This window comes from Aeromonas sp. A35_P, from assembly GCF_002259925.1.
Taxonomy (GTDB): domain Bacteria; phylum Pseudomonadota; class Gammaproteobacteria; order Enterobacterales; family Aeromonadaceae; genus Aeromonas; species Aeromonas dhakensis.
The window spans coordinates 28,956-53,751 of sequence record NZ_NEVB01000242.1 but is presented as its reverse complement, the minus strand read 5'-3'; the positions used below and the strand labels follow the sequence as shown (position 1 = coordinate 53,751).

General features: G+C 61.6%; 22 protein-coding genes, 1 tRNA gene and 1 pseudogene. 14 read left to right on the top strand and 10 right to left on the bottom strand.

Translation table 11 applies throughout. From position 1 onward, the window contains the following. Positions 1-51: 51 nt before the first annotated feature. Positions 52-909, bottom strand: coding sequence for a hypothetical protein (locus CAK78_RS19860; RefSeq protein WP_094698422.1), 858 nt, complete (start codon positions 907-909; stop codon positions 52-54). Positions 910-1,081: 172 nt separating this feature from the next. After that, positions 1,082-1,468, bottom strand: a complete 387-nt coding sequence (locus CAK78_RS19855; protein ID WP_010635769.1) for a TraR/DksA family transcriptional regulator — start codon at positions 1,466-1,468, stop codon at positions 1,082-1,084. A gap of 468 nt (positions 1,469-1,936) precedes the next feature. On the opposite strand from CAK78_RS19855, the gene CAK78_RS19850 reads away from it, so the two are divergent. From CAK78_RS19850 to CAK78_RS19810, 9 genes are all read left to right on the top strand, one after another. Continuing rightward, positions 1,937-3,268 carry a glutamine synthetase family protein gene (locus CAK78_RS19850; RefSeq protein WP_005306624.1) on the top strand — a complete coding sequence of 444 codons (1,332 nt, stop codon included), beginning with the start codon at positions 1,937-1,939 and terminating at the stop codon, positions 3,266-3,268. 175 nt (positions 3,269-3,443) lie between these two features. After that, positions 3,444-4,805 (top strand): aspartate aminotransferase family protein, encoded by a 1,362-nt coding sequence (locus CAK78_RS19845; protein ID WP_094698421.1) that lies wholly within the window; start codon positions 3,444-3,446, stop codon positions 4,803-4,805. Between the two features lie 54 nt (positions 4,806-4,859). Beyond that, on the top strand, positions 4,860-5,957 hold the full coding sequence (locus CAK78_RS19840; protein WP_094698420.1) for a polyamine ABC transporter substrate-binding protein: 1,098 nt from the start codon (positions 4,860-4,862) through the stop codon (positions 5,955-5,957). A gap of 81 nt (positions 5,958-6,038) precedes the next feature. After that, complete coding sequence (locus CAK78_RS19835) at positions 6,039-7,130, top strand: polyamine ABC transporter substrate-binding protein (RefSeq protein ID WP_094698419.1); 1,092 nt, start codon at positions 6,039-6,041, stop codon at positions 7,128-7,130. 93 nt (positions 7,131-7,223) lie between these two features. After that, positions 7,224-8,378, top strand: a complete 1,155-nt coding sequence (gene potA, locus CAK78_RS19830) for a polyamine ABC transporter ATP-binding protein (RefSeq protein ID WP_005306611.1) — start codon at positions 7,224-7,226, stop codon at positions 8,376-8,378. Next, on the top strand, positions 8,375-9,280 hold the full coding sequence (locus CAK78_RS19825) for an ABC transporter permease subunit (RefSeq protein WP_176452867.1): 906 nt from the start codon (positions 8,375-8,377) through the stop codon (positions 9,278-9,280). Before potA ends, CAK78_RS19825 begins: the two co-directional genes overlap by 4 nt. Next, positions 9,277-10,122: an ABC transporter permease subunit gene (locus CAK78_RS19820; RefSeq protein ID WP_010635772.1), complete on the top strand. Its 846-nt coding sequence runs from the start codon at positions 9,277-9,279 to the stop codon at positions 10,120-10,122. The genes CAK78_RS19825 and CAK78_RS19820 overlap by 4 nt, the downstream gene beginning before the upstream one ends. Before the next feature lie 49 nt (positions 10,123-10,171). Then, on the top strand, positions 10,172-10,924 hold the full coding sequence (locus tag CAK78_RS19815) for an MOSC domain-containing protein (RefSeq protein ID WP_094698417.1): 753 nt from the start codon (positions 10,172-10,174) through the stop codon (positions 10,922-10,924). A 155-nt stretch (positions 10,925-11,079) separates the two neighbouring features. After that, positions 11,080-11,156: transfer RNA gene (locus CAK78_RS19810), tRNA-Pro, on the top strand. Between the two features lie 345 nt (positions 11,157-11,501). Here CAK78_RS19810 and CAK78_RS19805 read toward each other — a convergent pair. After that, on the bottom strand, positions 11,502-12,029 hold the full coding sequence (locus CAK78_RS19805; protein ID WP_005306599.1) for an AbiTii domain-containing protein: 528 nt from the start codon (positions 12,027-12,029) through the stop codon (positions 11,502-11,504). Between the two features lie 124 nt (positions 12,030-12,153). Next, on the bottom strand, positions 12,154-12,618 hold the full coding sequence (locus CAK78_RS19800) for a thioesterase family protein (RefSeq protein ID WP_029306122.1): 465 nt from the start codon (positions 12,616-12,618) through the stop codon (positions 12,154-12,156). Between the two features lie 133 nt (positions 12,619-12,751). Here CAK78_RS19800 and recQ point away from each other — a divergent pair, with 133 nt between their 5' ends. After that, entirely contained in the window at positions 12,752-14,587 is a 1,836-nt protein-coding gene (recQ, locus tag CAK78_RS19795; protein WP_017784196.1) for an ATP-dependent DNA helicase RecQ, read from the top strand. A gap of 65 nt (positions 14,588-14,652) precedes the next feature. Here recQ and CAK78_RS19790 read toward each other — a convergent pair whose 3' ends face one another. After that, positions 14,653-14,952 carry a c-type cytochrome gene (locus CAK78_RS19790; protein ID WP_094698416.1) on the bottom strand — a complete coding sequence of 100 codons (300 nt, stop codon included), beginning with the start codon at positions 14,950-14,952 and terminating at the stop codon, positions 14,653-14,655. Positions 14,953-15,055: 103 nt separating this feature from the next. On the opposite strand from CAK78_RS19790, the gene CAK78_RS19785 reads away from it, so the two are divergent. From CAK78_RS19785 to CAK78_RS19775, 3 genes and pseudogenes are all read left to right on the top strand, one after another. Continuing rightward, positions 15,056-16,483: a protein adenylyltransferase SelO gene (locus tag CAK78_RS19785; protein ID WP_094698415.1), complete on the top strand. Its 1,428-nt coding sequence runs from the start codon at positions 15,056-15,058 to the stop codon at positions 16,481-16,483. 10 nt (positions 16,484-16,493) lie between these two features. Next, positions 16,494-16,782 (top strand): annotated as a pseudogene (locus CAK78_RS19780) (DUF3630 family protein). 126 nt (positions 16,783-16,908) lie between these two features. Further along, positions 16,909-17,583, top strand: a complete 675-nt coding sequence (locus tag CAK78_RS19775; protein WP_010635778.1) for a 7-cyano-7-deazaguanine/7-aminomethyl-7-deazaguanine transporter — start codon at positions 16,909-16,911, stop codon at positions 17,581-17,583. Positions 17,584-17,852: 269 nt separating this feature from the next. On the opposite strand, the gene rraA is transcribed toward CAK78_RS19775, so the two are convergent. Then, positions 17,853-18,338, bottom strand: a complete 486-nt coding sequence (gene rraA / locus CAK78_RS19770) for a ribonuclease E activity regulator RraA (RefSeq protein ID WP_005306574.1) — start codon at positions 18,336-18,338, stop codon at positions 17,853-17,855. 145 nt (positions 18,339-18,483) lie between these two features. On the opposite strand from rraA, the gene CAK78_RS19765 reads away from it, so the two are divergent. After that, complete coding sequence (locus CAK78_RS19765) at positions 18,484-20,337, top strand: methyl-accepting chemotaxis protein (RefSeq protein WP_094698414.1); 1,854 nt, start codon at positions 18,484-18,486, stop codon at positions 20,335-20,337. A 57-nt stretch (positions 20,338-20,394) separates the two neighbouring features. Here CAK78_RS19765 and mgtE read toward each other — a convergent pair whose 3' ends face one another. The 4 genes from mgtE to nirD form a co-directional block, all read right to left on the bottom strand. Then, entirely contained in the window at positions 20,395-21,819 is a 1,425-nt protein-coding gene (gene mgtE, locus CAK78_RS19760; protein ID WP_176452866.1) for a magnesium transporter, read from the bottom strand. Positions 21,820-21,951: 132 nt separating this feature from the next. After that, the gene (cysG, locus tag CAK78_RS19755; RefSeq protein ID WP_094698412.1) at positions 21,952-23,358 is read right to left on the bottom strand and encodes a siroheme synthase CysG; all 1,407 of its coding nucleotides are present in this window, start codon (positions 23,356-23,358) and stop codon (positions 21,952-21,954) included. A gap of 12 nt (positions 23,359-23,370) precedes the next feature. Further along, a complete protein-coding gene (nirC, locus tag CAK78_RS19750) occupies positions 23,371-24,183 on the bottom strand; it encodes a nitrite transporter NirC (protein WP_094698410.1) in 813 nt (270 codons plus the stop codon). 134 nt (positions 24,184-24,317) lie between these two features. Then, positions 24,318-24,635: a nitrite reductase small subunit NirD gene (gene nirD, locus CAK78_RS19745; RefSeq protein ID WP_094698408.1), complete on the bottom strand. Its 318-nt coding sequence runs from the start codon at positions 24,633-24,635 to the stop codon at positions 24,318-24,320. Positions 24,636-24,796 lie beyond the last annotated feature (161 nt).

The window sequence follows — 24,796 nt, the reverse complement described above, 5'->3', positions numbered from 1 at the left end:
CACCTCCCTGGCGCGCTGTGTGTGCCACCTCGGTGTGAGGTGGCCGATTCGTCACCCCTGTGGGGGATACTCCCAATATTGGGCCGGAATGCTCTTGAGCAAGGGGGTCATGTCGGGATTGGGTAGGGCGATGGTGACCCGCTGGTCGAGCTTGGCACTGGCCAGCGCCTCGCGGATCTTGGGGTTCTCCCGGAAGAACTTCATGAAGCTGCCGTCGGCATAGGCCCGCTCAAGCCCGGTCTGAATCGCCTCGGCCAGTTTCGGCGCCTCGGGACTGACGAAAAAGAACTCGGCGAAGGGGTAGCGGATCAGCAGATGCTGATCGATGACCAGGTTGGGGTATTGCGCCACCAGCTCGCTGCGCTCGGCGAAGATCTCCACCAGGTTGCGCGGGAAGACGTCCAGTTTGTCGCCGTCGTTGATGAGGCGAAACAGGTTGCTGTAGCGCCCCGAGTAGGTGGGGATACCGGCATTTTCAAGGATCTTGTTGTCGGCCCAGCCCACCCCTTGCGCCGCCTTCAGCCGCTTGAGATCGGCCAGCGAGTTGATCTGGTCGAATTTTTCCTGGGCATCGGCGTGGATGAAGGAGAGCCGCAGCCCTTCCAGACCGCGAAACAACGGGATCGGCACGGCGATGAGGGAGGACTCGAGGGCGCTGGAAGTCCCCATCCAGAACACATTGATGGTTTTGCCCTTGCTGAGCTGCTGCTGCAGGCTGTACTGGTTGAGGTTGAGTTCGACCTGCTGGATGCGGAACGGCTGGTCGGCATGGGTGAGGGCCAGTTCCAGCAGCTTGAGCTGATACTCTTTGTCGAGGTCGTTGATCGGTCGGCTGGGCACCTTGACCGTGAGGGTCTGTGCTTGTGCCAGCAACGGCAGACACAAGCACAGTTTGAGGAACCATTTCACTCTCTGCTCTCCTGTAGATTCCGGGGCTTGCCCGGAGTCTAACAGAACTTGTCACTCTGTCGCTGCGTAGCCGTGATCCGCCAGAGTGAGCAGCCTGGTGTCCTCATTTATCACCTGAATGCTCATCCTGCCGGCAACGCTCACCGCACGACAGTGAGCAGGCAGCGAGGCATCAGGCAACACGACGATACACGTGGGTATCGTTGAACTCCTTGGTGCTCTGGCATTCGACGCAGAAGCGGGACTCGGGACGAGCCTGCAGCCGCTTGAGGGAGATCTCGTCACCGCAGGATTCGCAGTAACCGAAATCCCCTTCGCTGATGCGCTTGAGCGCACCACGCAGTTTGCGCAGATGCAGCTTGTCATGCTCGATGCGGTTCAGCTCCAGACGGCGGGCTTCCTCGATGCTGGCACGGTCAATTTCATCAGCCATCTCGTTGGTATCGGTGGCGATGGCCTGGCTGGCCTGGGAGTTGAGGCGATCTTCGAGTTCGAGGATCTGGCGCTCGATCTGTCCCTTGTAAAAGGCCAGTTGGTCTTCAGTCATGAAATCACACATACGATTTACTACCAGTCAGTTTACTAACCCAATTATCCCTGTTTATGGGGGCTGTCTGCCTGCAGACCAAGCCCTGTGTCCTGTATTTGCACCAAATCCATGCAGGAGAGTGCAAATCAGGGCGGGCCTTGTACCAAAAAAATGCAGGCATGCAAAGCAAAGAGGACAAGGATTGTGCGCCCTTGCAAAAAAATGGCCCGATTCCGACAGGGTCTGACTGAGAACATAAGGGGGTAACACGCCTCGTTGGCACCGGCTTTGCAGTGAGTCGTTACCATGACAGGGTGTTTAGTATTTGTCCCCGCCATGGTCATTATATGCGCCGTTATTTATAGTTTTTTAAACACCAGCGCTTGACATTGCCCCTGATGGCGGGCTTTTATGGTGGTGTCGATTACAATTTGATAACAAGGGTGTTCCATATATTAGACACCCTTGCCAATGGCAACCGTAGAGTCGGGGTTTAACATGGACAGTATCAAGGGCTGGATGGAGAGCAATCGCATCACGGAAGTGGAGTGCCTGTTTCCGGATTTCACCGGCAATGCCCGAGGCAAGATCATTCCAGCTAACAAATTTCTGCGCGAAGGGGGTATGCGCCTGCCCGAGGTCATCTTCACCCAGACGGTGACCGGCGAGTATCCGGATGACGACAGCATGATCGACCCGCTGGAGCGGGACATGCAGCTCTATCCCGATCCCAACACCATTCGTTTCGTCCCCTGGGCGCTGGAGCCCACCGCCCAGGTGATCCACGACTGTTTCGACATCAATGGCAAGCTGATCGACATAGCGCCGCGCTCCGTGCTGCGTCGGGTCCTGTCATTTTACGAGAAGCAGGGCTGGAAGCCGGTGGTGGCCCCCGAGCTGGAGTTCTACCTGGTCAAGCGCAACGAAGACCCCGACTATCCGCTGGTGCCGCCCACCGGCCGCAACGGTCGCCCGGAGACGGCCCGCCAGTCGTTCAGCATCGACGCGGTGAACGAATTCGACCCCATCTTCGAGGACATGTACGACTACTGCGAGGCGCAGGAGCTGGAGGTGGATACCCTGATCCACGAGTCCGGCGCCGCCCAGATGGAGATCAACTTCCTGCACGGGGATGCCATCGATCTGGCCGACCAGGTGTTCCTGTTCAAGCGCACCATGCGCGAGGCGGCCCACCGTCACGGGATTTACGCCACCTTCATGGCCAAGCCGATGAGCGACGAGCCCGGCTCCGCCATGCACATTCACCAGAGCCTGGAAGATGAGAACGGTCGCAACCTGTTCGGAGCCGAGAACGGCGGCAACTCCGAGCTGTTCATGCACTTCATCGCCGGCCTGCAGAAATACACCCCGGCGGTGACCGCGCTGCTGGCCCCCAACGTCAACTCCTACCGCCGCCTCACCTTCGGCGAGAGCGCGCCGCGCAACGTCCAGTGGGGGGTGGAGAACCGCACCTGCGGGCTGCGGGTACCCTTCTCCGAGGCCAGCGCCCGCCGGGTGGAGAACCGCTTCGCCGGCGCCGACGCCAACCCCTATCTGGCGCTGGCCGCCACCCTGGCCTGCGGCTACCTCGGCATGATGGAGAAGCTGGAGCCGCTGCCGGAGATGAAGTCGAGCGCCTACGAGCTGCCCTACAGCCTGCCCCGCTCGCTGGAGGAGGCGCTGAGCCACCTGGAGCAGTGCGATCCCATCAAGGAGATGCTGGGTGAGCGCTTTACCCGCGCCTTCGTGGCGGTGAAGCGCAAGGAGTATGAAACCTATTTCGGGGTGATCAGCCGCTGGGAACGGGAGTTCCTGCTGCTGAACGTGTGACCCGGGTGCGCGCCTGACGCGCATCGGCTTGCCGGGAGCGTCCGAGGGCGTTTCCGCTCATATCGACAATGCCGGGGCCAAGGTCAGGCTCTCCCACGCATGAGTGGGGGAGTCCCTCTCCCTCATCCGTTGACGAACAAACATCGCTTACATCGAAGGAACCGAGGAGCAAGCAATGCAGCACACCACCCGTGAGTGGCAGCAACTGGAAGCCAGCCATCATCTGCATCCGTTTACCGATTTTCAGGCGCTGAACAAGAAAGGCAGTCGCATCATCACCCGTGCCGAGGGGGTCTATCTGGAAGACTCCGAAGGCAAGCGTATTCTGGACGGCATGGCCGGCCTGTGGTGCGTCAACCTGGGTTACGGTCGCCAGGAGCTGGTGGACGCCGCCACCCGCCAGATGCAGCAACTGCCCTACTACAACCTCTTCTTCCAGACCAGCCACCCACCTGCCGCCGAGCTGGCGACCCTGCTGGCCGAGGTGACGCCCTCCCACCTCAACCACGTCTTCTTCACCGGCTCGGGTTCCGAGTGCAACGATACCGTGCTGCGCATGGTGCGCCACTACTGGGCCAGCAAGGGGCAGCCGGACAAGCAGGTGATCATCAGCCGCCACAATGCCTACCACAGCTCCACCGTGGCCGGGGCGAGCCTGGGCGGCATGAAGGGGATGCACGCCCAGGGCGGGCTGCCGATCCCCGGCATAGTGCACATCGATCAGCCCTATCACTTCGGGGAAGGGCAGGGGATGAGCGCCCACGAATTCGGCCTGGCCCGTGCTCGCCAGCTGGAGGAGAAGATTCTGGAGTTGGGGGTGGACAAGGTGGCCGCCTTCATCGGCGAGCCGATCCAGGGCGCCGGTGGCGTCATCATTCCGCCCGACAGCTACTGGCCCGAGATCCAGCGCATCTGCGACAAGTACGGCATCCTGCTCATCGCCGACGAGGTGATCTGCGGCTTTGGCCGCACCGGTCACTGGTTTGCCAGCGAGGGTTTTGGCATCAAACCGGACCTCATGTGTCTGGCCAAGGGGATCACCTCCGGCTATCTGCCGATGGGGGCCGTGATGGTGGGGGACAGGGTCGCCAAGGTGCTGGTGGAAGAGGGGGGCGAATTCAACCACGGCTTCACCTACTCCGGCCATCCGGTGGCCTGCGCCGTGGCCATTGCCAACATTACGCTTATGCAAAACGAAAGCATAGTTAAGCGAGTTCATGATAGTATCGGCCCCTATTTGCAGCGCCGCTGGGCTGAGCTGGCGGACCATCCGCTGGTGGGGGAAACCCGCGGCAAAGGCCTGGTGGCCGCGCTGGAAATAGTGCAGGACAAGCAGACCAACAGCCGCTTTCCGGCTGAGCTGCAGGCCGGTATGACCTGTCGGGAGTTCTGCTTTAACAATGGCTTGGTGATGAGGGCGGTCGGCGATACCATGATCATATCGCCCCCCTTGGTGATCACCGAGGAACAGGTGGATGAATTGGTCAATCTGGCCAGGCTCAGTCTGGATCTGACGGCGGCAAAGCTGCGGGGATAGGCGGGCGCCGGGCAGGTTGGCTTACGCATACAATTTGCTTAGGAGACAAGGACGATGTCTTTCAAAACGGGAATGATTGCAGCCTCGGTGGCGCTGGTCATGATGAGCGGCGCGGCGATGGCCGAAGACAAGGTGTTGCACGTCTACAACTGGAGCGACTACATCGCGCCTAACACCCTGGAAGACTTCCAGAAAGAGACGGGCATCAAGGTGGTCTACGACGTGTTCGACAGCAACGAGGTGCTGGAAGCCAAGTTGCTGGCGGGCAGTTCGGGCTATGACATCGTGGTGCCGTCCAACCCCTTCCTGGCCAAGCAGATCAAGGCGGGCGTGTTCCAGAAACTGGACAAGTCCAAGCTCTCCAACTGGCAAAACCTGGATACCTCGTTGCTCAAGGCGCTCGAACCGAGCGACCCGGGCAACCAGTACTCCATTCCTTACCTGTGGGGCACCATCGGTTATGCCTACAACCCGGAGAAGGTGAAAGCCGTGCTGGGTGACAAGGCGCCGGTGGACTCCTGGGACCTGGTGTTCAAACCGGAAAACATGGCCAAGTTGAAGGAGTGCGGTGTCTCCTTCCTCGACTCGCCGACCGAGATGCTGCCGGCCGCCCTGCAATACCTGGGCTTCAAGCCGGACAGCCAGAAGCCGGACGAGCTGAAGAAGGCGGAGGAGCTGTTCCTCTCCATCCGTCCCTACACCGCCTACTTCCACTCCTCCAAGTACATTTCGGATCTGGCCAACGGCAACCTGTGCGTGGCGGTCGGTTACTCCGGTGACTTGCAGCAGTCCAAGTCCCGAGCGATCGAGGCCAAGAACGGCGTCAACCTGACCTACGTGATCCCGAAAGAGGGGGCAGGCAGCTTCTTCGACATGCTGGCCATTCCGGCCGATGCCAAGAACGTTGAAGAAGCCCATGTATTCCTGAACTATCTGATGAAGCCCGAGGTGATCGCCCAGATCTCCGACGCCGTCAGCTACCCAAGTGGTAACAAGGCCTCCGTACCTCTGGTGTCCGAGAGGATCCGCAACGATCCGGGCATCTACCCGAGCGACGAGACCCTCAAGAAGATCTACACCTTCCCGGATCTACCGGCCAAGGTGCAGCGTCTGATGACTCGCAGCTGGACCAAGATCAAATCCGGTAAGTAATGCCATATCGGCCCTCCGGTTCGCCGGAGGGCAACTCGCCGGAGTGTGAGGGGTTCAGGTTCTCTAACCCAAAATTCGAGGATGGATTCTGTGTATAGCAAACTGTTGACCGCAACCCTGTTGCTGGGAGCCTCTTCCTTGCTCCAGGCCGCTCCGACCGTACACATCTATAACTGGTCCGACTATATCGGTGCAGATACGCTGCCTTCTTTCCAGAAGGTGACCGGGATTCTGCCTGTCTATGATGTGTTTGACTCCAATGAAACCTTGGAAGGGAAGCTGCTCACCGGCAATACCGGTTATGACGTGGTGGTACCCTCCAACAACTTCCTCGGCAAGCAGATCAAGGCGGGCGCCTTCCAAAAGCTGGACCGCAGCCTGTTGCCAAACTGGAACAATCTGGATCCCATGTTGCTCAAGCAGCTGGAGATCAACGATCCCGGCAACCAGTATGCTGTGCCCTACCTGTGGGGGACAAACGGCATCGGCTACAACGTCGAGAAGGTCAAGGCAGCGCTGGGAGTAGACCATATTGACTCCTGGGCCACTATCTTCGAGCCAGAAAATATCCAGAAGCTCGCCAAATGCGGCGTCGCCCTGCTCGATTCAGGGGATGAGATGCTGCCTTTGGCGGCCCTCTACCTGGGGCTCGATCCCAACAGCAAGGATCCCGATACCTTCAAGAAGGCCGAGGCCCGTTTGATGGAGATCCGTCCCTATGTCACCTATTTTCACTCCTCCAAGTACATCGGTGATCTGGCCAACGGCAATATCTGCGTGGCGGTCGGCTATTCGGGCGATGTAATGCAGGCCGCCGCCCGTGCTGAAGAGGCGGGCAAGGGGATCCAGATTGCCTACTCAGTCCCGAAGGAGGGCAGCAACCTCTGGTTTGACATGATGGCCGTTCCGGTGGACTCCAAGCATGTCAAGGAGGCTCACGCCTATATCAACTATCTGCTCGATCCCCAGGTGATCGCCGGGGTCAGCAAATACGTGGGGTACGCCAATCCCAATACCAAGGCGGTCTCCTATATGGATGAGAAGATGCTCACTGATCAGGGCATCTACCCCAGCAAAGAGGTGCTTGGCCGGCTCTATATTGCCGCCGAGCGCACACCCAAGATCCAGCGACAGTTCACCCGTAGCTGGACCCGGGTCAAGACCGGGAAATAAGAACAGCAGGGCAGGGCCGGAAGGCCCAGCCCTTCGTCTCAGTAGCCAGGACACGGCCGTGAGGGGCAGTGTGCATTGTTTGGGAGTTTGGTGATGGCAATAGCCTCCAGTGCCTACAAGAAAGCCCTTGAGGGCAGCCAGCAGCGTAAAGAAGTGCTGGTCAAGATAGACAGGGTAAGCAAGCAGTTCGATGAAACGCTGGCGGTCGACAACGTGTCTCTCAACATCCACAAGGGCGAGATCTTCGCCCTGCTGGGGGGATCCGGCTCCGGCAAGTCGACCCTGCTGCGGATGCTGGCGGGATTCGAGCGTCCTACCGAGGGACGGCTGTTTCTCGATGGCGTCGACATCACCGACATGCCGCCCTATGAACGCCCCATCAACATGATGTTCCAGTCCTACGCCCTGTTCCCCCACATGACGGTGGCCCAGAACATCGCGTTCGGGCTCAAGCAGGACAACCTGCCCAAGGCGGAGATCGACGCCAGAGTAGAGGAGATGCTCAAGCTGGTGCAGATGACCCAGTACGCCCGTCGCAAGCCCCATCAGCTTTCCGGTGGCCAGCGTCAGCGGGTGGCGCTGGCGCGCTCGCTGGCCAAGCGGCCCAAGCTGCTGTTGCTGGATGAACCCATGGGGGCGCTCGACAAGAAGCTGCGTTCCCAGATGCAGCTGGAGCTGGTCGAGATCATCGAACGGGTCGGGGTTACCTGCGTCATGGTGACCCACGATCAGGAAGAGGCCATGACCATGGCCGAGCGGATCGCCATCATGCACCTCGGCTGCATCGAGCAGATTGGCAGCCCGATGGATATCTACGAAACCCCGGCCAGCCGGCTGGTGTGCGAGTTCATTGGCAACGTCAACCTGTTTGACGGCCTGCTGGTGGAGGATGAGCAGGACCACGCCACCATCGCCTGCGCCGATCTGGAGCAGCCCATCTACGTGGGCCACGGCATCAGCTCCCGCGCCGAGAACAAGAAGGTGACCTATGCCCTGCGGCCGGAAAAACTGCTGATGAGCCTGCAAAAGCCGGTGGAGATCGAGCACCCGGACTTCAACTGGACCAAGGGCGAGGTCTACGACATCGCCTATCTGGGCGGTCACTCGGTTTATTACATCCAGTTGCCCTCGGGCAAAATCGTTCAGGCTTTCATCGCCAACGCCGAACGCCACGGCAAGCGGCCGACCTGGGATGACCAGGTGTTCCTCTATTGGGAAGATGACAGCGGCGTGGTGCTGCAATCATGATGGCATTGAAACAACTGAAGTCGTTGGGAGGACGGCAGCTGGTGATCGGCATCCCGTTCTTCTGGTTGTTCCTGTTCTTCCTGCTGCCCTTCATCATCGTCGTGAAGATCAGCTTCGCCGAAGCGGATGTGGCGATCCCGCCCTACACCGACGTGGTGAGCTGGGCAGATGATCAGCTCACCATACTGCTCAACATGGGCAACTACCTGTTGTTGCGGGAAGATGAGCTCTACATCGCGGCCTACCTCGGCTCCCTCAAGATGGCCCTGGTCAGCACCATTCTCTGCCTGCTGATCGGCTATCCCATGGCCTACTCCATCGCGCGGGCCAACAAGGAGACCCAGACCGTACTGCTGCTGCTCATCATGATGCCGACCTGGACCGCGATCCTGATCCGGGTCTACGCCTGGATGGGCATTCTCAGCAACAACGGCCTGCTCAACAGCCTGTTGATGGGCATCGGCCTCATCGACGAGCCACTGCAGATCCTCAACACCAACCTGGCGGTCTACATCGGCATCGTTTACTCCTACCTGCCGTTCATGGTGCTGCCGCTCTACGCCAACCTGGTCAAGCATGACCAGAGCCTGCTGGAGGCGGCCTCCGACCTCGGCGCCCGCAACCTGACCCGGTTCTGGCGGATCACGGTACCGCTCTCCAAGAACGGCATCATCGCCGGCTGCATGCTGGTGTTCATTCCGGTGGTGGGCGAGTTCGTCATTCCGGAGCTGCTGGGCGGCCCCGAGACCCTGATGATAGGTAAGGTGCTGTGGCAGGAGTTCTTCAACAACCGCGACTGGCCGGTGGCCTCCGCGCTGGCGGTGGTGATGTTGGCTGTGCTGATCATCCCCATTATCCTGTTCAACCGTAACCAGGCCAAAGAGCTGGAGGGCAAGGCATGATGAGACGTTTCGGTTTTGCCAAGCTGATGCTGTGGCTGGGGCTGCTGTTCATCTACCTGCCCATGATCATCATGGTGATCTACTCCTTCAACGCCTCCAAGCTGGTGACGGTATGGGGAGGCTGGTCGCTCAAGTGGTACTTCGGCCTGCTCGACAACAAGCAGTTGATCAGCTCCGTGCTGCGTTCGCTGGAGATCGCCTTCTACACCGCCATTTCGGCGGTGGCGCTGGGGACGGTGGCGGCCTTCGTGCTGACCCGGATCCCGCACTTCCGCGGTCGGACCCTGTTCGGCGGCATGGTGACGGCGCCGCTGGTGATGCCCGAGGTGATCACCGGTCTCTCCTTGCTGCTGCTGTTCGTGGCCATGGCCCAGCTGGTGGGCTGGCCTGCCGAGCGGGGCATGGTGACCATCTGGATAGCGCACACCACCTTCTGTACCGCCTATGTGGCGATCGTGGTGTCGGCGCGGCTGCGGGAGCTGGATCTCTCCATCGAGGAGGCGGCCATGGATCTGGGGGCCAAGCCCTGGAAGGTGTTCTTCCTGATCACCATCCCAATGATCGCCCCCTCGCTGGCGGCGGGCGGCATGATGTCGTTTGCCCTGTCGCTGGACGACCTGGTGCTGGCGAGCTTCGTCTCCGGCCCTGGCTCGACCACGCTGCCGATGGAGGTCTTCTCAGCGGTGCGGCTCGGGGTGAAACCCGAGATCAACGCGGTGGCCAGCCTGATCCTGCTGTCGGTGTCGCTGTTCACCTTCGGCAGCTGGTATCTGATGGCCAAGGCGGAGAAACGCCGCCGTGCCGAGATCGCCATGACCACCCAGATGCAGGCAGTCGCCTGACCCCTCACATGATAAGATCCGCATTCTCTCGTCAATCCGGAGGATGAGAATGCGGATCTCCATCTTTAGCGGCCAGGGTGCCGAACTGGTTCCCGGCCTTGTCAGTGCCATCCACAAACACGCCACCACCATACCGCTCTGGTGCGGTGCCAATGGTCTGGCTGGCGACGAACAGTGCGACCAGCGCCACCATGGCGGCCCGGATCGGGCGCTGCACTACTATCCCGCCGATCACTACCCCTGGTGGCACAACTGGCAGATGGCGCTGGGCTTGCCGGCCCCGCGTACCCCATGGCAGCCCGCCGCCTTCGGCGAGAACCTCTCCGGGGTCGGGTTGACCGAGGCGCAGACCTGCATCGGCGAGAACCTCTCCGGGGTCGGGTTGACCGAGGCGCAGACCTGCATCGGCGATGTCTATCGACTCGGCGAGGCGCTGATCCAGATAAGCCAGCCCAGATCACCCTGTTTCAAGCTCAACCAGCGTTTCGGTTATGGCCAGATGTCGCAGGTGATGCAGCTCAGTGGCCGCTGCGGCTGGTTGCTGCGGGTGCTGGAGGAGGGGATGGTGATGCCGCAGGAGCGACTGGAGCTGGTGGACAGACCCTACCCTGAGCTCACGGTGAAGCGTACCGCCGATATCCTGTTCAATCAGCTACGCAACGAGGCGGACCTGCTGTTGCTGCTGGAAAATCCGGCCCTCTCGCCCAACTGGCGCAAGCATGCGGCCGACTGGCTGGAGCACGGCACGATTGCGGATTGGCAACGCCGGTTGTTGGGGCCTGAGTCGCTTCGCCTGCCCTGAGGCAGAGTTAGCAAAATGTCACCGTCCGGCTGCATTTCGGTAAAACGGCGGGGAGAGTGCTGAATAGTTGAGCGAACAGCACTTTTTTTCCTTTTTAATGCAAAAAAGGCTTGTGTCGGGTCGGGGCTTTCGGTAAATTCCCGTCCCGCAGACATCGGTGTGTAGCGCAGCTTGGTAGCGCACTTCGTTCGGGACGAAGGGGTCGGAGGTTCGAATCCTCTCACACCGACCACCTTAGAAAAGGCCGCTCAATAGAGCGGCCTTTTCGCATTTGGCGTTCGCCTCAGCAGAGGCTGGCTCTAACTCTGGCAGTCGTTCGATGGTATGCGATACTTTCCTGTCTCGCTGTCTCGCTGTCTCGCTGTCTCGCTGTCTCGCTGTCTCGCTGTCTCGCTGTCTCGCTGTCTCGCTGTCTCATTTGTTGGGTTGTTCCGCGTCAGACAACCAGACAATAAAAGGGCCACCGCTCGGTGGCCCAGGGTGGAGTCTGATCCTGACTCCGGCACTCTAGATTGTGGCAATCTCTCGTTGGGTTTGGGTTCTGTCTATGGTGCCCTCCTTGCGCGCCAGGCGCCTGTTAGATATGCCAGTGCTGATGCCGCAATGCCTTGAAGCTGTGTTGAGGTTGCAAGGCCGCGTGCTTGGGGTACTCACTAATGAAATGTTCTATTCCCTCCATCAGTTGTTCGCGTAATGAAGACACGGGCTCATGCCAGGCTTGCAGGCACAGATGGCCAGGGATCAGCTGCTCCTGATAATCTTCCAGCAGCTGTTCCGGCCAGGGCTCAATACCGGAATTGCGTTGCAGCAAATAGTGGGCGGCGGGTTCACGGGCATAGATGAACTGAATCTGGGCCAGATCGCGTTGGCTTAGCGTTTGACTGTTGATATGACAGGTCAGGTATTTTCCCGTCTTCAGATCCAAGAAGTGACCGCGTTGCCGACAGGCTATGATGCGATACCAGGGCAGGGGCGAACAGAGAGAGTATCCCTCAAGCTCCTGTTCCAGCCAGTGGCGACACTCGGGTGTCTGCACCTCGTCGAGCATGGACTCGAGCTGCCTCAACAAGGCTCTGGATGGTTTGGTGGCCAGTTTCGCACTCATCGCCTGCAATCCTCCCTCTGCACACAATCCCGACTTTCAGTATGAACCTCGTGACGGCAGAGGGGGTAAGGTTTCTAATGATTAAAATCAGATTAGCAGCACTGTTTTTATGCAATAGGCTGGCTCAGCCCACCAGGTAGGTGCCGGTACCGAAGGCGATATGAGTCCCCTCTTCGTTGTGCAGTTCCATGCGGGCGACGGCGACCTTGCTGCCGGCCCGGATGATGTGGGCAGTGGCGATGAACTCGTTGCCGCGACCGGGACGAAGATAGTCCACCCGCAGATCGATGGTGCCGAGGCGGGAGAAGCGCTCCTTGAGGTAGCTGGGGGAGAAGTCTTCCAGCTCGTCGATGCAGGAGGCTGCGACTATCATGCCGCCGGCCACGTCGAGCAGGCTGGCGGTGACGCCACCGTGCAGGATGTTGTGGAAGGGATTGCCGATGAGCTTCTCCTCCATCTTGATGCGCAGCTCCACCTTGTCGAAGTCGTAGTGGGTGACCTGCATGCCGATCAGCTTGTTGAAGGGCATCCTCTCGGCGAACAGGTTGGCAATGCCACTGAGCGCCATCTTCTTGAGCATCTGTTTCATTCCTTGAGTCCAATCCCTGTCGGCATAGCCGAGTAAAAACTCCAGCCAGTCTGCAACACTTCCTTAACAGTCGCAATGGCAGGTTTATTGTGGGCGGCGGCTGCTTTAGAATGGCGACCCCAAAGGAGAGCCCATGACCGTCATTGCCGAAACCCTGCCTGACCCTCAGCCAGAGAACCCCCTTGCCCTGTTGCAGGCGGTGTTCGGCTATCAGCAGTTTCGGCCGGGTCAGCTCGAAATCATCGAGCAGATAGTGGCGGGGCGCGATGCGCTGGTGCTCAAACCCACCGGCGGCGGCAAGTCGCTCTGCTACCAGATCCCGGCGCTGCTGCGTCCCGGGCTCGGGGTAGTGGTCTCTCCCCTCATCTCGCTGATGAAGGATCAGGTGGACAGCCTGCGCGCCAACGGCGTGGCGGCGGTCTATATCAACTCGGCCCTGAGCCGGGAGGAGATGATCCAGAACTTTGCCGCCATGCGGCGCGGCGAGATAAAAATCGTCTACGTCTCTCCCGAACGCTTGCTGCAGCATGAATTCATGGACCGGCTGGCGGAGCTGCCGCTCGGCCTGTTCGCCATCGACGAGGCGCACTGCGTCTCCCAGTGGGGGCACGATTTTCGGCCGGAGTATGCGGCACTGGGCCGGCTCAAGCAGTGGTTCCCCCAGGTGCCCGTGGTAGCGCTCACCGCTACCGCCGACGAGGCGACCCGCAGCGACATGCTGCACCGGCTGGAATTGCAGGATCCCTTTATCCACACTGCCAGCTTCGACCGGCCCAATATCCGCTACAGCCTGGTGGAGAAGTTCAAGGCGGCCGAACAGCTGCTGCGCTACGTGCAGAGCCAGAAGGGCAACTGCGGCATCGTCTACTGCTCCAGCCGCAACCGGGTGGAGGAGGTGGCCGAGCGGCTCTCCCGCCACGGCTGCAAGGCGGCCCCCTATCATGCCGGCCTGCCCCTCGAGCTGCGCCAGCAGACCCAGGAGGCCTTCCTCAAAGATGACATCGAGATAGTGGTGGCGACGGTGGCGTTCGGCATGGGCATCGACAAGCCCAACGTGCGCTTCGTGGTGCACTACGACATCCCGAAGAACATCGAATCCTACTATCAGGAGACCGGTCGGGCTGGGCGCGACGGCACCCCGGCCGAGGCGCTGCTGCTCTACGATCCCGCCGACATCGGGCGGGTGCGCCGGCTGCTCGACAACATCGAAAACCCCCAGCAGCTGCAGGTGGAGCAGTACAAGCTCAACGTGATGGCGGCCTTCGCCGAGGCGCAGACCTGCCGCCGTCAGGTGCTGCTCAACTACTTCGGCGAGTACAACGACAAGCCGTGCGGCAACTGCGATATCTGTCTGGATCCGCCCCAAAGCTATGACGGCACCGAAGATGCCCAGAAGGCGCTCTCCTGCGTCTGGCGGGTGGGGCAGAACTTCGGGGTAGGTTATGTGGTGGAGGTGCTGCGAGGTTCGCTCAATCAGCGCATCAAGGATCATGGCCACGACAAGCTGTCGACCTACGGCATCGGCAAGGATCAGAGCCACGAGTACTGGATGAGCGTGATCCGCCAGCTGATCCACAAGGGGTTGCTGACCCAGAACATCACCCGCAACCTGGTGCTGCAGCTGACCGAGGCGGCCCGCCCCGTGCTGCGCGGCGAGGTAAAGCTGGAATTGGCGGTGCCCCGCCTGCAGCCCATCTCCAGTCGCAAGGAGAAGCGCAACGGCCTGCTCGACAACGCCAATTACGACAAGCGGCTGTTCAAGGAGCTGCGGGCGCTGCGCAAGCAGATCGCCGAGGATGAAGAGGTGCCGCCCTACGTGGTGTTCAACGATGCGACCCTGGTGGAGATGGCGCAGCTCATGCCGATGACGGAAGATGAGATGCTGGCGATCAACGGCGTCGGTCACCGCAAGCTGGAACGCTTCGGCGAAGCCTTTATGGATCTGATCATCGACTACTGCCGCCGGTAAAAGGTTGGCGAAGTTGCACCGGGCGGGAGCGTCGCCAACGGGCGCCCGTCTACCGGGCGCGCCGGTTATTTCAGGCTGGCGTAATAGGCTGCCAGGTTCTCCATGTCCGCCTCACTGAGCGGCGCCATGAAGGGCACCATCAAAGGCTCCTTGCGGCTGCCATCCTTGAAAGCCTTCAGCTGTTTCACCAGATAGGCGGCGTTTTGTCCCGCCAGATGGGGATAGTTGGGGACAAGGGCCCTGCCTTCGGCACCATGACAGGCGGCGCATACGGCGGCCTTGGCCTTGCCAGCCTCGACATCGGCCGCCTGGGCCGGCCCCCACAACAACAGCAACAGGGGCAGGGCGCCCAACCATCTTTGCATCTTCTTCTCCTTGAAATGAAATAGCGCATCGCCCGTTAGCCACTGCTGGCCGACGGCGGTATAAAGAGTGACACGAGCATACGCAGGGACGAACCGCGCCACCATGAAGCTGATCAACACTTTTGCCACCGAACTGCCCTGGGCCTGTGAGCCCGTCGCCCCCCAACCACTGCATGCCCCCGGCCTGCTGCACCTCAACCGTGCGCTGCTCGGCGAGCTGGGGCTGGGGGCGGTGAGCGAGGCCGACTGGCTGGCCTGCTGTGGTCATGGCCAGCCTTTGCCCGGCATGCAGCCGGTGGCCCAGGTCTATGCGGGCCATCAGTTCGGCGGCTACAGCCCGCGTCTCGGTGATGGCCGTGCCCTGTTGCTGGGGGAGCAGCTGGCGCCGGATGGCCAACGCTGGGACCTGCACCTGAAAGGGGCGGGCAAGACCCCCTTCTCCCGCTTCGGCGATGGCCGTGCCGTGCTCCGCTCCAGCATTCGCGAGTATCTGGCCTCCGAGGCGATGCATGCCCTCGGCATCCCCACCACCCGGGCGCTGGTGTTGGTAGGCAGCCAAGAGCCGGTTTACCGCGAACAGGTGGAGACGGGCGCGACCGTGCTGCGCACTGCCCCGAGTCATCTGCGCTTCGGCCACGTCGAGTATTTCGCCTGGAGCGGGCTGGGGGAGCGGATCCCGATCCTTATCGACTATCTGCTCCGCCACCATTTCCCCGAGCTGGCCGATGGTGCCGAGCTGTTTGCCGAAGTGGTGCACCGCACCGCGCGGCTCATCGCCAAGTGGCAGGCGGCAGGCTTCTGCCACGGGGTGATGAACACCGACAACATGTCGCTGCTCGGGCTGACCCTGGATTACGGTCCCTACGGCTTCATCGATGCCTATGTGCCGGACTTTGTCTGCAACCACTCGGATCCGGGCGGTCGCTATGCGCTGGATCAGCAGCCAGCTGTCGGTTACTGGAATTTGCAAAAGCTGGCGCAGGCGCTGGCCGGCCACGTCGATGGGGACGCGCTGGCTGCGGCCCTGGCCCAGTACGAACACCAGTTGATGCTGCACTACTCCGAGCTGATGCGCGCCAAACTGGGGCTGGCGGTGTGGGAAGAGGAGGACCCGGCACTGTTTCGCGAGCTGTTCAGGCTGCTGGCGGCGCACAAGGTGGATTACCACCTGTTCCTGCGTCGTCTCGGTGAGGTGACGCGAGAGGGAGCGTGGCCCGCCAGCCTGCTGGTCCTGCTGCCGGATCCTGCCGCCTGGCAAGGGTGGCTCGAGGCCTATCGGGCACGCCTCGTTCGGGAGGGGAGCGAGGATGCAGTGCGCAAGGGGCAGATGGATGCAGTCAATCCCAAGTATGTGCTGCGCAACGCGCTGGCCCAGCAGGTGATCGAGGCTGCCGAGCGAGGAGACATGGTGCCGTTCGAGCGGCTGTTTGCGGCCCTGCAGCACCCCTATGATGAGCAACCCGAATACGAGGCTCTCGCTACTCCGCAGCCGGCATGGTATTGCGGTGGCGAGCTCTCTTGCAGCAGTTGAGGAGCCGCAGATGAACTGGCGTATCGCGCAGATAGACAGGGAGGCCGGGGTGGTGATGCTGGTGCACCCTGCGCTCGACTGGGACAGCTTTCCGGCCCTGGCCAACGCCCTGTTGCAGGAGTGGGAGCTGGTGGCGATCGAGCGGGAATGTGGCGCCGATCGTCACAGCTGGCTGCTGGAGTTTGAGGGGGAGCCGCATTCGGCTCGAGTACGAACACTACAGCGGCTGCTGGCTGGCGGCGGAGCAGCCGGCCGATGCCGAGGTGTTGCTCTGGCTGGCCCGCCAGCATCAGGGCTGAGCAGGCGCCTCAACCCACAGCATAAAGATTGAACTATCAATTTGGGGGCGTATAATCTCGCCCCTCAATTATCGCCAATGGTGGCGGTATGGGTTCCCTAACCCCATTAACCAAAAAGGTCACAATATGAATCTGACCCCTGCTCAGCACCAGACGGCGCTGGTGCGCCTCTCGTTGTTCCACATCCTGATCATTGCCAGCAGCAACTACCTGGTGCAGCTGCCGATCACAATCTTCGGCTTCCATACCACCTGGGGTGCCTTCAGCTTCCCGTTCATCTTTCTGGCCACCGATCTGACGGTGCGGATCTTCGGTGCCGGTCTGGCGCGCAAGATCATCCAGACCGTGATGTTGCCGGCGCTGGCCATCTCCTATGCGCTGTCGGTGCTGTTCTTCGAGGGCAGCTTCCAGGGCGTTGGCAATCTGGCCGAGTTCAACCTGTTCGTGGCACGTATCGCCCTGGCCAGCTTTATGGCCTATCTGGTGGGCCAGTTCATGGATGTGGTGGTGTTCAACCGGCTGCGGCTGCTGAAAGCATGGTGGGTGGCACCGGCGGCCTCCACCCTGTTCGGCAATCTGGTGGATACCATCACCTTCTTCACCATCGCCTTCTGGCGCAGCACGGACCCCTTCATGGCCGAGCACTGGGTCGAGATCGCAACCGTGGACTATGTGTTCAAGCTGCTGATAAGCCTGGGATTGTTTGTGCCGCTCTACGGCGTGCTGCTGCGTTATCTCAGCCGCAAGCTGGTGGGCGAGGCCGGTTTGAGCGGCCTGCAAACGGCCACACGGCAAGCCTGACGACATTGACCACCCCTCGGGGTGGTCAATTTTTTTGCATTTATGGCAAATAAGGGTTGTTTAGTTAAATGAGAATGATTATTGTTACCTTGTTTTCCGGGAAAGACTTCATTCGTTCCAACGTGATGGACTTCTTGTGAAGGCACGACATTGCTCACATTGCTTCCAGTTAAGGGGCCAGTTTTTACTGGCCCTCTTTTTTGTCCGCGTCCGGCAGCACGCGGGCATAAAAAATGGGAGCCTTGGCTCCCATTTTCACTCTGCTCTGCTTACTCGATGTCGAGCGCATCGGGGGAGAGGATCACCCCTGTGGTATCGGCGTAGAGGTGGTCGTCCGGCAAGAAGGTGACGCCGCCGAAGTTGACCGGCAGATCGGTCTCGCCTACGTCCTTGCTGTCGGCCCCCACCGGGATGGCCGCCAGTGCCTGAATGCCGATATCCAGATCTTCCAGAATGTCGACCTCGCGCACGCAGCCGTAGCAGACGATCCCTTCCCACTCGTTCTCCGCCGCCGTGGTGGCGATCTCGCTGTCGATCAGGGCGCGGCGCATGGAACCGCCGCCATCGATCAGCAGTACCCGACCAACGCCGTTCTCTTTGACGAGTTCACGGATCAGGCCGTTCGATTCGAAGCATTTGACTGTGGTGATGACGCCGCCGAAGGAGGCGCGGCCGCCGAAGGAGCAGAGCATGGGTTCGAGCACATCCACCATGTCCTGATAGATGTCGCACAGTTCTGAAGTGTTGTATTCCATTGTGTCAAATCCACCGCTGGAAACAGGTGGGATCCAGTATAAGGAGTGGGACCGGCATTTCAATGAATATTCCTTGAACAACAACGGGGATAACGTTTTCTGCATAAGCTCAATGCATGCCCACCATGTTTGTAAGAGGTTCACCGTGCTCATCCGTCATAAATTGATCCTGAATACCGCGCTGGTCGCCGTGGCCATGCTGGTATTGAGCAGCCTGTTTTTCTACTCCAACCAGGTGAGTCGCCATCTGACCGAGGCCCAGCGCAATGTGGACAGCCTGGAGATCGCCATGCTCAACCTGCGACGAGCGGAGAAGGACTTCCTGATCCGCAAGGAGCTTGCCTTCGTTACCCGTTTCAATGAAGTGCTGGCTGACTTTCATCGGCTCAACCAGACCCTGAGCCAGGATGACAACCTGAGTGCCGTGCAGGGTGAGCTGACCCGGCTGGATCAGCAGATGGAGGCCTATGGCAAGGCTTTCAACGAGCTGGTGGCCCAGCAGCAGAAGATCGGGCTGGGGCCGGAGGATGGGCTCTACGGTCGTCTGCGGACGGCGGTGCACGAGGTGGAGGAGGGGCTCAAGCAGCTGGATGAGCAGGGATTGCTCATCACCATGCTGCAGCTGCGGCGGGCGGAGAAAGACTTCATGCTGCGCTCCGACATTCAGTATCTGGAGCGTTTCCAGACCCTGCACAAGGATTTCCAGCAGCGGCTCGCAACCTTGCCGGAGGCTGAACGCGACAAGCTGGAGCAGGCCAGCGAGCAGTACAAGCAGGACTTCATCGCCCTGGTGCAGGGAATGCAGGTGCTGGGGTTGAACGAGGAGGAGGGGCTGCGCAGCCAGATGCGGGAGCTGGTGCACCAGACCGAGCAGGGGTTCGCCGCGGTCGACCAGCACATCGCCGACGAGCTGGTACGGCAGATCTCGCGGCTCAATACCCTGATGCTGGTCTGTGGTGGCGTCATCATAGTGCTGATGGGGATCATGAGCATGCTGCTGGGCCGCAGCATCGATCGCCCCATCTCGCGGGTGAACGACACCGTCAACCGCATCCGGCAGGATAACGACCTGCGCCTCAAGATCGAGCTGCAGGGGGCGGATGAGATGGCGCAGCTGGCGAGCAACCTGGACGTCATGCTGGGAGGTTTTCGCCACCTTATTGGCGACGTGAAGCAGAGCGTGCACACCCTGACCGAGGCGGCGGATCACCTCTCAGGCAACGTGCGCCGCACCAGCGAGGGGGCGGCTCGCCAGCTGCAGGAGACCGACATGGTGGCGACCGCCTCCACTGAAATGGGCTCCACCATAGAGGAGATAGCCCGCAACACCGAGCAGGCCGCCAACAATGCCCAGACCACCAACAACAAGGCGATGGAGGGGCGCAGTGCGGTGGAGAACACCGTCAGCCAGATCCGCTCCCTGGCCGACAACCTGGAGAGCTCCTCCCGCGAAGTGGCTCAGCTGCAGCAGGAGAGTGAAACCATCGGCTCTGTGCTGGACGTGATCCGCGGCATCGCCGAGCAGACCAACCTGCTGGCGCTGAACGCGGCCATCGAGGCGGCGCGGGCGGGGGATCAGGGCCGCGGCTTTGCGGTGGTGGCGGACGAGGTGCGCAGTCTCGCCATCCGCACCCAGAAGTCGACCCAGGAGATCGCCGGAATCATCAGCTCGCTGCAGAAGCAGACCGGCAACATAGTGGGCATGATGGCGACCTGCCGCGAGCAGGGCAACAGCAGCTCGGAACAGGCCAGCATGGCGGGCGAACTGCTGGAGCAGATCACCCAGGACGTCACCCACATCATGGACATGAGCACCCAGATTGCCGCCGCCATCGAGCAGCAGAGCCTGGTGGCCAACGAGGTGAACCGCAACGTCAACAACATCCGCGACATCGCCCAGGAGTCGAGTCTGATGGCGGAGGAGAACGCCAAATCGAGTCACGGCCTGACCGAGCAGGCCAAGCTGCTCAACCAGGCAGTGGCCAAATACCGGGTGTAGCGGCCGCATCGAATGAACAAGGGAGCCATGAAGGCTCCCTTTTTGTTGCAGACCGGATCAAAGCAGGAACAGGGTGGCCAGCCCCAGGAAGATGAAGAAGCCGCCGGTATCGGTGATGGCGGTGATCATCACGCTGGCACCCACCGCCGGGTCGCGGCCCAGCCGGCTCATGGTCATGGGGATGATGACCCCCATCAGTGCCGCCACCAGCAGGTTGAGCATCATGGCCAGCGTCATCACGGCGCCCAGCGCCGCATCCTGATAGAGGATGTAGGTGGCGACCCCCATGGTGCCGCCCCACACCAGGCCGTTGATCAGGGCCACCCCCAGCTCGCGCCACAGCAGGAAGGAGACGTTGCCGGTCTGGATGTGCTGCAGCGCCAGCGCCCGCACTATCATGGTGATGGTCTGGTTGCCGGTGTTGCCGCCGATGCCGGCGACGATGGGCATCAGGGCCGCCAGCGCCACCAGCTGGGAGATGGTGTGCTCGAACAGGCCGATCACCCGCGATGCCACGAAGGCGGTGCAGAGGTTGATGGCGAGCCAGGCCCAGCGGGTCTTGACCGCCTTGGAGACGGGCGCGAACACGTCCTCCTCCTCGCTGATCCCCCCCATTCGGCGCAGGTCGGTATCGCTCTCCTCATAGACCAGATCCACCACCTCGGCGACGGTGAGGCGGCCCATCAGCTTGCCCCTGGCATCCACCACGGCGGCGGAGACCAGGTCGTCCCGCTCGAAGGTACGGGCGGCGGCCTCATCGTTGTCCTCCGGATCGAAGGTGACCGGATCCTTCTCCATCACATCGCTCACCCGGGTCTCGGGTCTGTGCAGCAACACGGTCGTGAGCGGCAGCTCTCCCTGCAGCCGGTTGCGCCGGTCGATGACGAACAACTTGTCGATGTTCTCCGGGATCTGGCCGCGCAGGCGCAGGTAGCGCTGGACGGTGGCCAGAGTCACATCCGGACGCACAGTCACCAGGTCGAAGTCCATCATGGCGCCGACCGTGTGCTTGCCGTAGCGGATCACCTCCCGCACCCGATCCCTGTCCATGGGAGCCATGGAGGTGAGCAGCCGCCCCATCAGGTTGCGGGGCAGGTACTGACCCAGATAGATCTGGTCGTCGATGTCGAGGGTGCTCAGGGCATGCAGCAGCTCCTTGTCGCTCATGCCGCTGATGAGGCTGTCCCACACCGTCTCCGAGGCCTCCACCAGGATCTGGCCGTGTTTGTCCGCGTCCACCTGCTGCCACAGTACGTGACGCTCGTCCGGCGGCAGGGATTCCAGCGCATCGGCGATATCGGCGGCGGGCAGGCTGTTGACCAGTCGGGTGAGCTCGCTGGTCTGGTTCCGCAGTTCGGCGTCCTGCTCCCCTTGCGGGTCGAGCAGGCTGTCGGTGAGGGCGTCGTCGGCGAGCAGCAGGGTGAGGATGCGGGCTCTGTCCTGTTCACGCTGCTTGGCGTTGTTCTTGGCGGGGAGAGACATGAAACTGAATTCCTGAATTCGGTGGTCCGGCTGACACACCCCATAGGATACCAGACTCAAAACAAGAGGTTATGACAGTAAATGCAGGAAAAGAGACGCCACCCAAGGGTGGCGTTGGAATGGATGTAGCGATCAGGCCGAGGCCAGGGCCGCCTCTGCGGCACATCCTTGACCGAACCAGGCGAGGGAGTCAGCCAGGGTTACCACAGATCCCACCATGATGAGGGCCGGGCTTTCGACCCCCACTGCCAGTTCGGGCAACTGATCGAGGGTGCCGCGAATGACTCGCTGGCTCGGCCGGGTGCCGCGCTCGATGAGCGCCACCGGGGTGTCGCCCCCCTTGCCGTGGGCCAGCAGCTGCGCGCGGATGGTGGCACAGCTCGATAGCCCCATGTAGAACACCAGGGTCTGCCTGTCTTTGGCCAGCAGCGGCCAGTCGAGATCCTGGGCGCCCCCCTTGCCGTGGGCGGTGACGAAGCGCACGCTCTGGGCATGATCCCGGTGGGTGAGGGGAATGCCGGCGTAGGCGGCGCAGCCGCTGGCCGCCGTGATCCCCGGCACCACCTGAAAGCCAATGCCAGTACCAACGAGCGTCTCCAGCTCCTCGCCGCCACGGCCGAAGATGAAGGGGTCACCTCCCTTCAGCCGCACCACCCGCTGCCCCTTCTTCGCCTCCTCCAGCAAGAGCTGGTTGATCCCCTCCTGCGGCACGCAGTGGTTGCCCGCTTGCTTGCCGACGAAGATGCGCTTGGCGTCGCGGCGCACCAGCGCCATCACCTCGTCCGAGACCAGCCGGTCATAGACCACCACGTCCGCCTGCTGCATCTGGCGCAGGGCGTGCAGGGTGAGCAGGCCCGGATCGCCGGGGCCGGCACCGACCAGCACCACCTCGCCACCGGTCTGGCCTTCATCGGCAAACAGGTTGTCGGCCAGTTGGTTGGCAGAGGCACTATCCCCCCGCGCCAGCGCCTGCCCGAGGCGTTCGGCCCCGAGCAGCCGCTCCCAGAAGCGGCGCCGCTCCCCCATGGTGGCGAAGCGCGCCTTGACCCGATCCCGCAGGCTGCCGGCGAAGGCCGCCACGGCCCCCGGGTGCTGGGGCAGCATGGCTTCGAGTTTCTCCCGCAGCAGCCGGGCCAGTACCGGGGCCTTGCCGCCGGAGGAGATGGCCACCATCAGCGGCGAGCGGTCGATGATCGACGGCATGATGAAGCTGGAGCGCTTCGGGTCGTCCACCACGTTGGCGAAGATCCGTGCCTGATTGGCGCTCTGGTAGACCAGGGCGTTCACCTCGCGCCGATCGGTGGCGGCCACCACCAGCCACTTGCCCGTCAGCTGTGCTGGCGCAAACTCGGCGTCCAGCCACTCGATGCTGCCGTTGGCAGCCAGTTCCGCCAGCTCGGGGTCGAGCTCGGGCGCGACCACTGTGAGGAGGGCACCGGCATCCAGCAGCAGGCGCGCCTTGCGCTCCGCCACCTCGCCGCCGCCGACCAGCAGCACGGGTTTGTTGTCGAGTCGGCAAAAGATGGGCAAGTAGTCCATGGGGCCTCCTGATCAGGCGGTTTGGGTCCGGCTGGCGGTGTTGGTGGCGTCGCTCACCGCGATCGGGCGCTCAGCCTTGGGGGTGGCATACCAGTAGCCGAGGCCCATAAAGAGGGCGCCGGAGACGGTGTTGCCCAGGGTCACCCACAGCAGGTTGTGGCCGATGCCGCCCAGGGTGTAGGCCTCGGAGTGGGCACCGAACCAGGAGAGGGCGAACAGGGTCATGTTGGCGATGGAGTGCTCGTAGCCGGAGGCGATAAAGGCCAGCAGGCACCACCAGATGGCGATGAAGCGGGCGGCCCCTTCGGTGCGCAGCGCCATCCAGATGGCGAGGCAGACCAGCCAGTTGCAGAGGATCCCCTTCATAAACAGGGTCAGCGCCGGTGCCTGGGTCTTGGCCAGCGCCACCTTGTGGGCCAGGCTGCCCGCATCCGGCAGCAGGCTGCCGCCGTAGGAGTAGATGAGCGCCACCACGATGGAGCCAATCAGGTTGCCGGCCCAGGTCTGCGGCAGGATGCGCAGTAGGTCACCCATGGTGATCTTGCCGGTCTTCACCCCGAAGGTGAGGAACATGGTGTGGCCGGTGAACAGCTCGGAGCCGGCGATGATGACCAGGGTCAGGGCGATGCCGAAGGTGGCCCCCATCACCAGTGGCCGGATGGTGGGATCCACCAGGTTTCCCAGGGTGAAGATCAGGATGATGCCCAGGCCCACATAGGCCCCCGCCATGGCGGAGCTGAGCCAGAAGCCGAGCTTGTCGCTGCGCTCGAAGCGGTTGATGCGGGCCGCGTTGGCGGCGCACTTGTTGATGGTTTCGGTATGCATCTTTGTTTCCTTCAAGAGGGCCGCTCGCGGGCAGCCCTGATATGCATGGTGTTAGCCGATGCCCCAGATCTGCGGATCACGTACTTTGACGGGGACGTAGTCCTGTAACGACATGGATCTGGGGTTTGTCGGCATCAGACGGCGACCCAGACCTGCTGATCGCGCACTTCAACGGGATAGCTTTGCACCGACATGGCGGCGTTCTCGAAGCAGTGGCCGTCGCTCAGGCGAAAGCGCTGCTTCTTGAGGGGGCTGGCGACCCAGAGCTCGCCGTCGTGTTCGCAGAGGATGCCCCGCGACAGCACGTTGGCGGCGAAGAAGGGATCCCGGTTGTCGATGGCGAACACCTCGGCGGCTGCGCTCGGGCGGAACAGGGCGATCTGGCGACCTTCAATGAGTGCGCAGACGCCGGTTCCCGGCAGGATGTCGTTGAGTTGGCAGGCAAGTTTCATCGCTTAATCTCCACCTCGAGTTGGATAGACTGGCTATCGAGCAGGGTGCAAACGTCCATGCAGCCCGGCAGGATGTCATTGAGTTGGCAGGCAAGTTTCATCGCTTAATCTCCACCTCGAGTTGGATAGACTGGCTATCGAGCAGGGCGCAAACGTCCATG